Origin of the sequence: Bacillus sp. SORGH_AS_0510, assembly GCF_030818775.1 — a bacterium.
Classification (GTDB): Bacteria; Bacillota; Bacilli; order Bacillales; family Cytobacillaceae; genus Neobacillus.
Window position 1 is genome coordinate 1,542,207 of sequence record NZ_JAUTAU010000001.1, and the last position, 12,894, is coordinate 1,555,100.

Here is a 12,894-nt window from a genome sequence, read left to right on the forward strand (position 1 = left end):
GCACGTATTTCTTCGGGTAGGAAGGGATTTTATGCAGTCTAAGCTTTTAAGAGGAACATTTATATTAACTTTTGGGACGATACTTTCCAAAGTTCTAGGCTTAATTTACGTTATTCCATTCTTTCAAATTGTGGGACGAGAAGGAACGGTTCTATATCAATTCTCTTACGTTCCTTACACCATTTTTATCAGTGTTGCCACAGCAGGTGTACCGTTAGCGGTCTCAAAGTTCATTTCTAAATATAATGCACTTGAAGAATATGCTGTTGGAAGAAAGTTATTTAAATCCGGTTTAATGATTATGCTGGCCACTGGATTTGTTGCCTTTTTAGCAATGTATCTTGCTTCACCAACATTAGCTGAAATGAGTACACGCGGTGAAAAAGCCAATTTAGACGAGGTTACAACCGTCATGAGAGCGGTTAGTTTTGCTTTAATCGTCGTTCCGTTTATGAGTCTGATCAGAGGCTATTTCCAGGGACACCAATCCATGGGACCTTCGGCTCTCTCTCAAGTTGTAGAACAAATTGTTCGCATTATGTTTACTTTACTGGGAGCGTACGCTGTTTTGAACATCTTCCATGGAAAAATGGTAACAGCTGTCAGTGTGGCTACGTTTGCTGCATTTATCGGAGCTATTGGAGGTCTTGCGGTTTTATTTTGGTATTGGTATAAGAGAAAGCCGTATTTGGATGAGCTACTTGAACATGATAAGGGTACGATGGATATTTCGCTTAAGGAAATTTATAAAGAAATTTTTATCTCAGCCTTTCCATTTGTTTTAGTGGGAATTGCGAATCCATTATTTCAGGCAATTGACCAATTTACCTTTACAAAGGCAATGGCCGAAATTGGAAAAACACCGAAAGTTGCTGAATCTTTCTTCTCGATGTTAAACTTCGAGTCGCACAAGATTGTTATCATTCCAGTTTCGCTAGCAACTGCTTTCTCGCTAACCTTAGTTCCTAGTATTACGAAGGCTTTTATTGAGAATGACAGGAAAAGTATGAATCGACAACTAAATCAAACATTCCAAGTCTTATTATTCTTAACGCTGCCAGCTTCCATTGGTCTTTCCTTGTTGGCTGAGCCTATTTACACAGTCTTTTATCAGCATGATTTGCTTGGTGCAGCGGTATTAAGAGCGTACGCACCAGTTGCGATTCTTTTTTCTCTATATTCTGTTACTGCTGCTATATTGCAAGGCATAAATGAGCAGCGCTTTACGATTTTAAGCTTACTTGTAGGTTTATTAATAAAATTATCCTTAAACATCCCATTAATAAAGATGATGGAAACAAAAGGGGCTGTATTAGCTACAACTCTTGGGTATATTGCAGCTATTATTATCAATCTGGTTGTTATTAAGACTTATTCCCGTTATCCGTTCCGTCTTGTATGGCGCAGGAGCTTATTAATTATCATCTTTGCCGGGTTAATGTGGGTTGGGACGGAGGTAGTGTATAAGTTTCTATCACTATTCCTTTCTTCAGCATCGAAAGGGCAATCTATTTTGATTATTCTAGTTAGTGCAGGAGTCGGTGCAGCCATTTATTTTTATTTAGGGTTAAAATCAGGCCTCGCCAACCGCTTGTTCGGTTCAAGGCTGGACCGCTTGATGACAAAGTTAAAATTACAAAAAAGGAGGGGTTCAGTTGAGAATTGATAAAATGCTTGCTAATCTTGGGTACGGAAGCCGAAAAGAAGTAAAGCAGCTCCTGAAAAGCGGGTCTGTCAAAATAGATGATGTTGTGGTAAAAGATGCAAAACAGCATGTTAATCCGGAAAAACAAACCGTCACGCTGAACGGTGATGTCATCGAATACAGAGAATTTATCTATTTAATGATGAACAAGCCACAAGGTGTGCTATCAGCAACAGAGGATAATCATACCGAGACAGTCATTGATCTTCTGGAGCTTGAAGATCAAGTGTATGAGCCTTTTCCTGTGGGAAGATTGGACAAGGATACAGAAGGTTTATTATTAATCACCAATGATGGTCAATTGGCTCATCGCTTACTGGCGCCGAAAAAACATGTACCTAAGACTTATTTTGCAGTGATTGATGGGGAAGTAACTGAGGCGGATATTACAGCGTTCGCTAATGGAGTAACTTTAGATGACGGTTATGAGACCAAGCCTGGTGAATTAAAGATACTGAAATCAGGAATCCGTTCCGATATAGAATTAACGATAACCGAAGGAAAGTTCCATCAAGTAAAAAGAATGTTCGAAGCGGTTGGAAAAAGAGTGGTATATCTCCAACGTATTTCAATGGGGCCGCTAGAGTTAGATGAAACTCTAGAATTGGGCGAATACCGCGAATTAACCGATGAAGAAATCGAGCTTTTAATGAATTATCAGGTGAAATAGAGAGAAGCAGCTAATTGATTAGCTGCTTCTCTCTTTATTTACTTTGCAAATGTTTAAGAATTTCAACACATGCTGGTTGAATTCCAAAGGTTTTTCCATATTGATCATGTGGGCTGTTTCAGGAATCACAACTAATTGTGATTCGGCAATCTTTTCATGAATAAACTCGGAAATGGCACAGAAATCAGGAAAATCGATATCAGGGGAGATGATTAGCGTTGGAACAGAAATGTTTCCTACCATTTCCATTGTTTTCGTTTCAGGGAATATCATTTTACCCTTACCGTTCTCTCTAGTTAAATTTCCTGATAGCATGTCAGCATATATTTCAACAATAGCAGGATTGATTTCATCGATGGACCGAAAAGGACCTGCTACCCATGCTTTGCACATTAGCTTAACCGCTTCTTCATGAGACTGTTTCTGAAATAACTCAGTTAATTCTTTATTATAATTTTGTCTTTCTAAAGAATAATCACTCCATCCTAATAAACCTGATGATGCCACAGTCAGAGTATTGACCATTTCCGGATAGGCCAGGGTAAAGTCCATGGCAAGATTCCCTCCAACTGAAAGGCCCACCAGATCAACTTTGGATACACCAAGAAAAGCTAATAAGCCTTTAACATCCTCTACAAGAGAATAATCTTCATCGTGATGACTAGATTTTCCACAGCCGGCATAATCAAAGCGAATGACTTGATAGTACTTAGAAAATTCCTCAAATTGATCGTCCCACATTCTTGAATCAAGAGGATATCCATGTAGTAACATAACAGGTTGCCCATCCCCTTTTACCTCATAAAAAAGTGTAGCTCCATTTATCTCTGCAAATCCAGATCGATAAGTTGACATGGTTCATTCCCCCTATTTTTTGAGCTCACCCACATAGAAAATAGTCTTCACTTCCACATCATCCATTTCCCCTTTTAAAATTTGTTGGATATCTGTGATCGTCGCTTGAGTTGACACTGAAATACCTTTTTTCTTTGTTAAGGCTTCTGTTATTAAAAATGGTTGTGTTAAATAAGCTTCAAGACGAAGTCCTTTGTGATAAGTCTCTTGCTCTGAAGCAGGGATATGCTCCATCCCTAGAAAACGTAATTCACGATAGCGGCGTAGGACCTTTTTTGCCTGCTGCTGTGTATGCAAATGTGCCTTGGAAAGAGTGGCACCTTCAATTAATACGGAAGTAGAGTAAAGCGGATTAATCGCAGGGTAAATTTTTCGGGAAACAAGCTCCGCGTCGAATTGCCACAGGGTGTCTAAAGGACCGAATGGCTCCTGTTCATCAACAGCTTCACCGCTTAAGTCAATTAATAAAGTAGTAGGAGATACTCCAGAAGCGTTTAACCTTTCAATGAGGGCATAAATTTCCCCTGTTAAAACCATTTGCCGGTCAGCGGCGAAAAAAATGGTTTGTTTAGCCATTTGCACCATTTTTTCAAAAGCTTCCTCAACAGAGTGACAGATATGCTTCGTTTCATTAATGACATCACTTAAACCTACTGCATCTTCTTTAGGTTTCAAAAAGAGGGTTTCGAAGCCATTAAGATTCATCCGATGAAAAATTTCTGCTAAAACGACCAGTTGCCCCATACCAGGTCGAGCTACAAATCCGATGGTGCCTCCGAGAGTTAACGGAGCAAAAAGGTCAATGACTTTTATTCCAGTTTCCAGCATTTGCGCATAGGTTCCTCTGATAATTAGTTCATCTACCGTGCATTCTGCCAGGTCGGCGAGTGCGACAAGGGTCTTGACCTCCGCCCGGGCCAAAGGGATTTTTCCGGTACAAAGATTGGAAACCGTAGCCGGGCGCAATCCGACAGCAGCAGCTGCAACTGTAAGATTCGGAACACGCTTACGTAATAACTCAACATTCAATCTTAACTGCTCCATAGTTATCGTTATCCTCCTGTATTGTAAATTACTCCGTAAAGAAAAGTATTTACTCTTAAAAGTAATATATATTCTGAATATTGTTTTTGTCAATGGGTTAATTGTAAAAAATGGAAGGGGGAGATGTGGAAGTGGCAGATAAACCTCAAGAAGTGGCCGATAAAATGTAAAAGTGGCAGATAAAATCCAAAAGAGGCCGATAAATCCCAAAAAGTGACCGATAAATCTTTCAGCACAAAAATTGGCCACCTTTTTATATGAAAAGGTGGCCTTGATATCAACTATTTCCTTGGATAAAAATCATATCCATCCACATTTTTAATCCATATCCGAGCATTTTCCCCACCGGAATCAGCAATCCACAGATCCTTTTGCATTTCTGCGATATCCTTTTTCCTTACCCAGAATAATTTACGGGTGGACGGTAGAAAAATAGGATGGTAATCACCAAATCCCTTAGGCGGACGGGTCAATTGCAATTGTGTTGACTCACCCATTTTTATTAAAAATAAAGATGGATCTGGTCGACCCTTAGGATTGTTAGACCATTCACGCTCTGTTACCCTTGAGACAATTAAGGACTGATCATCTCTCCATGTAAAACCTAATTCAGCAAAGTGAGCAGGGGTTAAACTGACCGAATGAAAGGCAGGAAGCTCCGTAACCTTCAATTTTTTATTTTTGAAGCCAAAAACAATTCTCCCTCCACCCGCAATATAACCCAACCGATTCTGATGAAATGCCCACTTAGGAGAATCAACTTCCCAAACAAGTTCATCGAATACTTCGAAAGTCTGTCCATCAGAAGAAATGACACACATCATATTGCTGTCCATTGACCACGAGGCAGTGGGGCTAACCATAAAGGAGATCCACTTCCCATCAGGGGAAAATTGAAAATCAGTTGCATCGATGGCCAAAATACTAATTTTCCCTTTTTTTAACTCATTAGGAAGGGTATAGAGTTTTTTCACGTTTTTCGTTAGACTCGTTATTTTGGTAAAATCCTCTTCAAGTCCAATTTTGTAAAGAACAGGGTTGGTCCATCCATCGGGTCTTAGTGATGCACCTGAGGAGGTTATAAATGCACTACCATCGGGGAACCAGTTGTAATCACCCACCCCTAATGCAATATTATAAAATTGGTCGAGTTTGGAAACATTTAAGACACCACCACTTTTAAAAGCAAGAATATCTTCAACCGGTGACCATTTCGGATTATAACCGTCATAAGTAATCCTTTTGTGCTTTTTTGTTTCCACATTGTACACCCAAATTTCTGTTTGGGATTCCAGGTTTGGACTTATTTTTACTTTTGGTTCCACACCATAAACGATCCACTTGCCATCATGTGACCATTGGGGAGAAATTGTATATGTTGCAGGCTTTGTCGTTATTTTTTCCTCTTTACCATTCGTTTTGATCCAAAGAAAGTGATCTCTTATAAACGCTACTTTTATATTTACGGGTTCAGGTTTAGCAAATGCAAAGTTAGGAAGTAGCATTATGAAAATTAGAATCAAGCAAAATTTCTTTCTCATCCTTTCACCTCTTATACAGTCCTTCGATTATTGTTCACAAGATGGGAAGAATTATCAGAGGTAAAAAGTTTTTAAAGAATAAGTAACTGGGTATAACAATGGGTAACTTAATACTATTTACGGCGAATGATATTTCTTAAAAGGGGGAATTGCCATGAAACTTACGCATGAACAGGCAATTGAATTACATGGTTTTAATAACCTGACGAAGTCACTAAGCTTTAATATGTATGATATTTGTTTCACGAGGACGAAGGAAGAACGAGAATCCTATTTAAAATATATTGATGAACAATACAGCGCAGAGAGACTTGAAGCGATATTAAAAAACGTTTCAGATCTTATAGGGGCACATGTCTTAAATGTAGCCGCTCAGAACTTTGAGCCTGCAGGAGCGAGTGTAACGTTATTGGTTTCAGAGGGACCTGTAACAAATGCTCCATCTGAATCATTCGAGGAATCGCCTGGTCCGCTTCCAGAATCCGTGGTTATGCAGCTTGATAAGAGTCATATCACTGTGCATACATATCCCGAGTTCCACCCTGATGAAGGAATCAGCACGTTTAGAGCGGATATTGATGTCTCCACATGTGGGGAGATTTCACCGCTTAAGGCGCTTCACTATTTAATACGCTCATTTGAAACGGACGTAATGACCATTGATTACCGTGTTCGCGGATTTACGCGTGATAAGACAGGGCATAAGCTGTTTATTGACCATGAAATAAACTCAATTCAAAATTACATTCCTGAAGATGTTGGAGAGTTATTCGATATGATTGATGTAAACGTCTATCAGGAAAACATTTTCCATACAAAATGTAAGCTGCGGGAATTTGATTTAAATCACTATTTATTTGGCTATACAAAAGATAAATTGACCCCTGATGAACATATTGAAATTACAGAAAGACTCAAGCTGGAGATGGATGAAATTTTTTACGGAAAGAATATGGTGTAACAAAAAAGCTCGGGATTACCGAGCTTTTTGCCGTTTGATGTTATTCATCTAACAAATGATGCATCATGCGATTTTTATCATCAAAGAACTGCTTCATAATCCGATAATGGTTGGTTTCTTCTAACTTACTTTCCTTTATGCCCTCATCCGTAAATTCAAAGATTTTTGCATGTGGATAGGCCATGATGATCGGTGAATGGGTCGCGATGATAAACTGTGAATGTTCATTGACTAAGTCATGAATCCTCGTGAGCATCGACATCTGCCGTAAAGGGGAGAGGGCAGCTTCAGGTTCATCCAAAATATAAATGCCATTTCCCCAAAAACGATGAAGAAACGTTGCAAAGAAGGCCTCACCATGGGATTGCTCATGAAGGGAAACACCGCCGAAAGAATCAATCACCTTACGACCACCATCACCCTGATCCAGCTCTTCAATGTTTGAAGCTACATTATAAAAACTTTCCGCTCTTAGGAAAAAACCATCTTGAGGTTTTTCTACACCTTTAATTACCTTCAAATAGTCTGCAAGCGAAGAATGAGAATCATATGTGGAGAAATTGAAATTGAAAGACCCACCTTCAGGATTAAAGCCTAATGCAACCGCAATGGCCTCTAACAGTGTAGATTTTCCCATGCCATTTTCTCCTATAAGAAAAGTGACATTAGGATGGAAAACGAGTTCATCGAGTTTCTCTATTGCTGGCAGATTAAAAGGATATTTGTTGAAGGCGGGAATTTCCTCTCTTTTCAAATGGACTCTTCTTACGTATTGAGTATTTATCATCGTACTACCTCTAAATACTTTTTTAAGAATATTTTATCATTCATTTGATTTATAACATAGGCAGTAAAACCTTTAGCATATTTTAACAGCTTATCCCATACATTGAAGTGAATTAAGTATGGGGGGATGTTTATGCAATTTTATTATGGGCAGCAAATGCCTTTAAGGATCTTGGATGAAGCAGAATTTTGGAAGCATCAGGAAGAAGAGCATACGGTTGTTATTCGAGAACTAGTCTCTGGACTGGAACATGAATTCGTGGATGCATTAAAAAAATGGGAAGCAGCACTGGGAGAAACCCACCAGATAGTAGTTCGTTACATTGAATCCGTTATTCGTTCGGGCTATCAGATTTCAGACCAATTGTACCAACATGTTCTCCAACTGGTAGCTTATTGTCTAGACCAAAGTTTATCGTTTATTAAACTTTGCGAGCAAATTAAAACACAAAGTGCCGCAGTTAGTAGCAATCCAACAGCTAAGGTAGTATTAAACCATATTATTCGGGAATCCGAATATTTTGTCGGAATTGCACAGGCACTCCTATATAATCAATAACCATATGCTTTGGTGACTTTACAAATTGAGTAGAGCCACCATTTTTTATTTTGTTGGACTTGACGTGCAACCAAAAGGTGTTATATTATTCAATTATGAAACCAAATGGTTTCGTATTAAAAACAAGTAATACATGAAATAGTAAACATAGATCAATTCTTAGGAGGAAATCAAATGACAAATGAAGCACAACCAAAATTAGAAGATATCAAATACACGGAAATTTACAATGCTCCAATTGATAAAGTGTGGAATGCAGTAGCAACTGCAGAAGGGCTCTCTGCATGGTTTATGCCTAATGATCTTAAGGCAGAGGAAGGTCACGAATTTCACATTAATGCAGGTCAATTTGGTATGTCACCATGTAAGGTGACACATGTCGATCCGCCAAACCGACTTTCATTTAATTGGGGGAAAGACTGGACCTTAACATTTGAATTAAAGGCCTTAGAAAATAAAACAGAGTTAACACTTATTCATGGCGGTTGGGATGCAAATAAAGTTACGGAATTTGGCGTTCCACATACACCGATTAGAACCAACATGAATCAAGGCTGGGCAGGGCTCGTTAAAAAATTACAAGCATATGTTGAGGCGTAAATGGCTGCTTCTTCTGCAAAGCATGATGTTTTCCAAGCAATTGCTGACCCAACCCGCCGGAGTTTATTAAAGCTCTTAAGCACCCAAGAGATGCCTGTAACTGCTATTAGTGATCAATTTCCGATTAGCCGTACGGCTGTCTCTAAGCATTTACGAGTATTGGCAGACGCCGGGCTGGTAAAAGAACGGAAAGTAGGCAGAGAAACCAGGTACAAGCTAGCGCCGGAACCCTTAATGCAATTAAAGGATTGGCTTCAGTATTTTGAATTATTCTGGGAAAATAAGCTGACCGCTCTTAGACTATTTGTAGAGTCAGATGAAACAAAATAAATCTGTAATACAAAAATGTGATACCCAAATTTAGGGTATCACATTTTTGTAATATTTTGATCCATGTTACCAATCAGTAAGGAAAGTACTACTAATACACCAACTGTTGCCAGTGCTACAGATGAACCGATTAGGTTGCTTGGACTAGTTAAGAAACCAATAAAAATAACACTTAAGCTAATGATGGCGAAAATCGTTGTATACGGAAACCCTTTTACCTGAAAATGTGGTTGCGCTTTATACGTAGGACGTAACTTTAATTGGGCCGCACAAATACAAATCCAAATTAACATAATGGTAAAACCAGGGATTGTCATCAAGTAATTAATAATCTTACCTGGTGTGATATAAGCTAAATAAACACCAGCTAAAATACAAACAGTTGTAATCAAGATACCAATTAATGGAATCCCTTTTTTTGATGTCTTTGCCAAGCCTTTTGGGGCAACACCACTTTGAGCCATTGAGAATAATGTTCTTGATGTCGCGTAAATGCCTGAATTGGCTGCCGAAAGTACAGCGGTCATAAGCACGAAGTTCATGATGTGTGCAGCCCCTGGTAATCCAGTCGTACTAAAGATTTGTACAAATGGACTATCCACGCTAGATACTTTATTCCAAGGCATAATTCCACAAATAATCAGGATAGGTAAAATGTAAAAAATGATAACCCGCCATACCGCCCCTTTAATAATTTTGGGCAAAACTTTGTCTGCATCTTTGGTCTCTGTAACAGCTACCCCTATTAATTCTGCTCCACCGTACGAAAACATGACAACTAAAAAGGCACTCATCATCCCACTGATTCCATGAGGAAAGAATCCTCCGTGTCCAATATAGTTTGAAATAGGGTTATCGACTTCACTTGGAATGAAACCGAGTAAAAGTAAGAATCCCAATACAATAAAGGCTACTAATGCAAGAATCTTAATTCCAGCAAACCAGAATTCCATTTCTCCATAATATTTTACCTGAAATAAATTAATCCCGATAATGACTGATGCACAGATTAAACTTAGTAGCCATAAAGGGGTATCCGGTAGCCAAAATTGAAGGAAACTGCCTGCAGCCAATAATTCAACTACTGTAACAAGGATCCAATTAATCCAATAGAGCCAGCCCACGATAAAGGACACCCGAAACCCAAACGCTTTATTGACTAAATGTTGTACATTTAAATTAGGAAAAGCAAGTGCCATTTCCCCTAACGCTGCCATTACAATAAATAGTAGTAAGCCGCCTACTAAATACGTAAACACAACACTAGGTCCAGCAATATTTAAGGTGTCAGAGCTGCCTTTAAAAATCCCTGTTCCTATCATCCCTGCCAATGCAATAAATTGAACATGCCTTGGCAAGAGGCCTTTTTTTAAGTTCTGCTGATTGTTCTCCATGATGAACCTACCAATCTTCTTTTTTGCATAAACGCTTTTAAGCGCTAAAGAATTTTATACTAATATATCATATTTATTAAAACTGTCAATTATATCTAGAGAAAAATTGTATTCTAAACAAATAGTTTTGTTAAACTGGTCTGTTGATTTGCGCTCCAGACACGAGCGGTTCGTGGGTGTTTCGGAAAGCCTCCTCGGAGAAACGCGCCTGCGGGGTCTCCCCTGAACCATACTCCCACAGGAGTCTTCGTGTCTTCCGCTCCAATCAACAGGGGATAACAATCAACAATGTTCTTTAACACAGCCCAAAAATAAAAGCACACGATGATCTCGTGTGCTTTCTAGATTCATTTTCTACGGTTCACTTTACATTAAGATGACATCTTCACTTTCTTCTCTGTTGTTGTCCATTTTCCGCGGCTTGGGCTAATTACCAAGTCATTATAGGCTAAGACATTTAAATCTCGTTGAATGGTGCGAGGAGTGATACCAAATTCCTCTACAAGTTCCTGTGTTGAAACAGTTCCTTTATTGCGAATAAACATGTAGATACATTTGATGCGGTTTAACATCCGGTTAGTTGAAGGTTTCAAAGAACCACTCCCTATCCTTTTTTCAAACCTTTGGCTTTAACCCTGCTACCGACAGCCTTTTTGAAGATTTGCTCTTCAATCATATGTAGTTTCTTTTCCGCGCAGACATCTCCTTTTTTAGATGTAGTAGTGAAACTTAGATGTCATACATCTAAGGTTATTGTACCCATAATTTCTGAAAATTTCTACCACTATAGTAAAGTTTACAAAATTATCTTCAAAAATTTACAAATATCGTCTTTTTTTCTACCTCCTCATTCATTTTTATATTCTAAGGTATGGTGAATATAGCTGGGTTTATGCTAAATTTTTTGAATTTTTAGTAAAAATATATATAAATTTATTCTTGGATAACACGTTTGACGTCAAAATTGCTAAGATATTTGCAAAAATGATATTGTAAGAGAAGTAATAAAGAGGGGGGAACCATCAGTGACACAGATTAATTGGATGCATGAAGTAGAAAAAAGAAAAGAGGATCTCATTAAAGATACACAGGGATTATTACATATTAAAAGCCTCTTGGATGAAGAAAATCCTTCACCTGAAGCACCACTTGGAAAAGGCGTTAAGGAAGCATTAGATTATATGCTTAACCTTGGCGAAAAGGATGGCTTCACACCAAAAAATGTCGGTAATCTAGCCGGCCATCTTGAGTTTGGCGCAGGTGAAGAGCTGTTAGGTATTCTTTGCCATGTTGACGTTGTCCCTGAAGGGGATGGGTGGACAAGTGATCCATTTGGAGCGGAAATTAGAGAAGGTAAAATTTTTGCCCGTGGTGCATTAGATGATAAAGGACCAACAATGGCAGCTTATTATGCGATGAAAATTGTGAAAGAGTTGGGTCTGCCATTGAACAAACGTGTTCGTATGATTATTGGAACAGATGAAGAAAGTAATTGGCGCTGTGTGGATCATTATTTTAAACATGAAGAAATGCCGACACTTGGATTTGCTCCGGATGCTGATTTTCCTATTATCAATGCGGAGAAGGGCATAGCGGATTTCGATATGGTTCAACAACAACAATCAGAAGATACAAAGGAAGCCATGATAGAAGTGGAGAGTTTTGTTTCCGGAAAGAGATATAACATGGTTCCAGATTTAGCACAAGCGACCATCTTTGTTAATGAATATGAAGAAGAAACTGTCCGCCAATTTACTGAGTTCATGACAAAGTATGAATTGGAACACCGTTATCAACTGGAGAATGGAAAGCTCCTCTTGGAGGTAAAAGGTATTTCAGCCCATGGAATGGAGCCAAGAAATGGGAAAAATGCCGGTTTGTTTTTAGTAGAGTTTCTGTCTAAATTAAATGTAGATGCAAGGACTTCTCATTATTTCAAATTTGTATCTCGCTATTTCTTTGAAGATTCACGAGGAGTAAACCTGGGAGTGGCTTATTCAGATGACGTTTCTGGAGAATTAACGATCAATCCTGGTAAGCTTTCTTATTCTAAAGATACAAATGGTAGAATTGGAATGACATGCAGATATCCTGTTACAAATAAAATGGGAGAAACCAAAGCGAGGTTAGAAGAGCTTTTACAAAAAGAAGGTTTCGTACTAGATAATTTCTCAGACTCCAAACCACATTTTGTAGATGAAAAGGAATTCTTAATTCAAACCTTAAAGAAGGTCTATGAAGAACAAACGGGTGAGAACGCGGAATTAATTGCTATTGGTGGAGGTACCTATGCCCGTTCATTAAAGGCCGGGGTTGCCTTTGGTCCTTTATTTCCAGGACGTCCTGATATTGCTCACCAAAAGGATGAATATATGTATATTGAAGATTTATTAAAGGCTACAGCCATTTATGCACAAGCCATTTATGAGTTGGCAAAAGGCGAATAGAT

At 38.6% G+C, this 12,894-nt stretch carries 13 protein-coding genes; 7 read left to right on the plus strand and 6 right to left on the minus strand.

Going from position 1 to position 12,894, the window contains the following annotated elements:
- The first annotated feature begins 31 nt into the window (after positions 1-31).
- Both QE429_RS07845 and QE429_RS07850 read left to right on the plus strand, forming a co-directional pair.
- Positions 32-1,666, plus strand: a complete 1,635-nt coding sequence (locus QE429_RS07845; protein ID WP_307285990.1) for a putative polysaccharide biosynthesis protein — start codon at positions 32-34, stop codon at positions 1,664-1,666.
- Positions 1,656-2,375 (plus strand): pseudouridine synthase, encoded by a 720-nt coding sequence (locus tag QE429_RS07850; RefSeq protein ID WP_307285993.1) that lies wholly within the window; start codon positions 1,656-1,658, stop codon positions 2,373-2,375. Before QE429_RS07845 ends, QE429_RS07850 begins: the two co-directional genes overlap by 11 nt.
- A gap of 18 nt (positions 2,376-2,393) precedes the next feature.
- Here QE429_RS07850 and QE429_RS07855 read toward each other — a convergent pair whose 3' ends face one another.
- The 3 genes from QE429_RS07855 to QE429_RS07865 all read right to left on the minus strand — a co-directional run bounded on the left by QE429_RS07855 (position 2,394) and on the right by QE429_RS07865 (position 5,815).
- On the minus strand, positions 2,394-3,230 hold the full coding sequence (locus QE429_RS07855; protein WP_307285996.1) for an alpha/beta fold hydrolase: 837 nt from the start codon (positions 3,228-3,230) through the stop codon (positions 2,394-2,396).
- Between the two features lie 12 nt (positions 3,231-3,242).
- Complete coding sequence (locus QE429_RS07860; protein ID WP_307285999.1) at positions 3,243-4,274, minus strand: P-loop NTPase family protein; 1,032 nt, start codon at positions 4,272-4,274, stop codon at positions 3,243-3,245.
- A 281-nt stretch (positions 4,275-4,555) separates the two neighbouring features.
- The gene (locus tag QE429_RS07865; RefSeq protein WP_307286001.1) at positions 4,556-5,815 is read right to left on the minus strand and encodes a TolB family protein; all 1,260 of its coding nucleotides are present in this window, start codon (positions 5,813-5,815) and stop codon (positions 4,556-4,558) included.
- Between the two features lie 154 nt (positions 5,816-5,969).
- Between QE429_RS07865 and speD the strand changes: the two genes are divergently transcribed.
- The gene (gene speD / locus QE429_RS07870) at positions 5,970-6,776 is read left to right on the plus strand and encodes an adenosylmethionine decarboxylase (RefSeq protein WP_307286003.1); all 807 of its coding nucleotides are present in this window, start codon (positions 5,970-5,972) and stop codon (positions 6,774-6,776) included.
- Between the two features lie 40 nt (positions 6,777-6,816).
- On the opposite strand, the gene QE429_RS07875 is transcribed toward speD, so the two are convergent.
- The gene (locus QE429_RS07875) at positions 6,817-7,563 is read right to left on the minus strand and encodes an AAA family ATPase (RefSeq protein WP_307286006.1); all 747 of its coding nucleotides are present in this window, start codon (positions 7,561-7,563) and stop codon (positions 6,817-6,819) included.
- A 132-nt stretch (positions 7,564-7,695) separates the two neighbouring features.
- Between QE429_RS07875 and QE429_RS07880 the strand changes: the two genes are divergently transcribed.
- From QE429_RS07880 to QE429_RS07890, 3 genes are all read left to right on the plus strand, one after another.
- Positions 7,696-8,121 carry a DUF2935 domain-containing protein gene (locus QE429_RS07880; RefSeq protein WP_307286009.1) on the plus strand — a complete coding sequence of 142 codons (426 nt, stop codon included), beginning with the start codon at positions 7,696-7,698 and terminating at the stop codon, positions 8,119-8,121.
- A gap of 174 nt (positions 8,122-8,295) precedes the next feature.
- A complete protein-coding gene (locus tag QE429_RS07885; protein WP_307286012.1) occupies positions 8,296-8,721 on the plus strand; it encodes an SRPBCC family protein in 426 nt (141 codons plus the stop codon).
- Complete coding sequence (locus tag QE429_RS07890; RefSeq protein ID WP_307286014.1) at positions 8,722-9,051, plus strand: ArsR/SmtB family transcription factor; 330 nt, start codon at positions 8,722-8,724, stop codon at positions 9,049-9,051.
- A gap of 38 nt (positions 9,052-9,089) precedes the next feature.
- On the opposite strand, the gene QE429_RS07895 is transcribed toward QE429_RS07890, so the two are convergent.
- Positions 9,090-10,445, minus strand: coding sequence for an amino acid permease (locus QE429_RS07895; RefSeq protein ID WP_307286017.1), 1,356 nt, complete (start codon positions 10,443-10,445; stop codon positions 9,090-9,092).
- A 371-nt stretch (positions 10,446-10,816) separates the two neighbouring features.
- Positions 10,817-11,038, minus strand: coding sequence for a DeoR family transcriptional regulator (locus QE429_RS07900; protein WP_307286019.1), 222 nt, complete (start codon positions 11,036-11,038; stop codon positions 10,817-10,819).
- Positions 11,039-11,470: 432 nt separating this feature from the next.
- On the opposite strand from QE429_RS07900, the gene pepV reads away from it, so the two are divergent.
- Positions 11,471-12,892, plus strand: a complete 1,422-nt coding sequence (gene pepV, locus QE429_RS07905; protein ID WP_307286022.1) for a dipeptidase PepV — start codon at positions 11,471-11,473, stop codon at positions 12,890-12,892.
- Positions 12,893-12,894: the final 2 nt, after the last annotated feature.

Bases quoted from the DNA above. Each gene is read 5' to 3' on its own strand.
- speD (WP_307286003.1), top strand. From the start codon at position 5,970: ATGAAACTTACGCATGAACAGGCAATTGAATTACATGGTTTTAATAAC.
- QE429_RS07845 (WP_307285990.1), top strand. From the start codon at position 32: ATGCAGTCTAAGCTTTTAAGAGGAACATTTATATTAACTTTTGGGACG.
- QE429_RS07855 (WP_307285996.1), bottom strand. From the start codon at position 3,230: ATGTCAACTTATCGATCTGGATTTGCAGAGATAAATGGAGCTACACTT.
- QE429_RS07895 (WP_307286017.1), bottom strand. From the start codon at position 10,445: ATGGAGAACAATCAGCAGAACTTAAAAAAAGGCCTCTTGCCAAGGCAT.
- QE429_RS07880 (WP_307286009.1), top strand. From the start codon at position 7,696: ATGCAATTTTATTATGGGCAGCAAATGCCTTTAAGGATCTTGGATGAA.
- QE429_RS07860 (WP_307285999.1), bottom strand. From the start codon at position 4,274: ATGGAGCAGTTAAGATTGAATGTTGAGTTATTACGTAAGCGTGTTCCG.
- QE429_RS07875 (WP_307286006.1), bottom strand. From the start codon at position 7,563: ATGATAAATACTCAATACGTAAGAAGAGTCCATTTGAAAAGAGAGGAA.
- QE429_RS07865 (WP_307286001.1), bottom strand. From the start codon at position 5,815: ATGAGAAAGAAATTTTGCTTGATTCTAATTTTCATAATGCTACTTCCT.
- QE429_RS07890 (WP_307286014.1), top strand. From the start codon at position 8,722: ATGGCTGCTTCTTCTGCAAAGCATGATGTTTTCCAAGCAATTGCTGAC.
- QE429_RS07885 (WP_307286012.1), top strand. From the start codon at position 8,296: ATGACAAATGAAGCACAACCAAAATTAGAAGATATCAAATACACGGAA.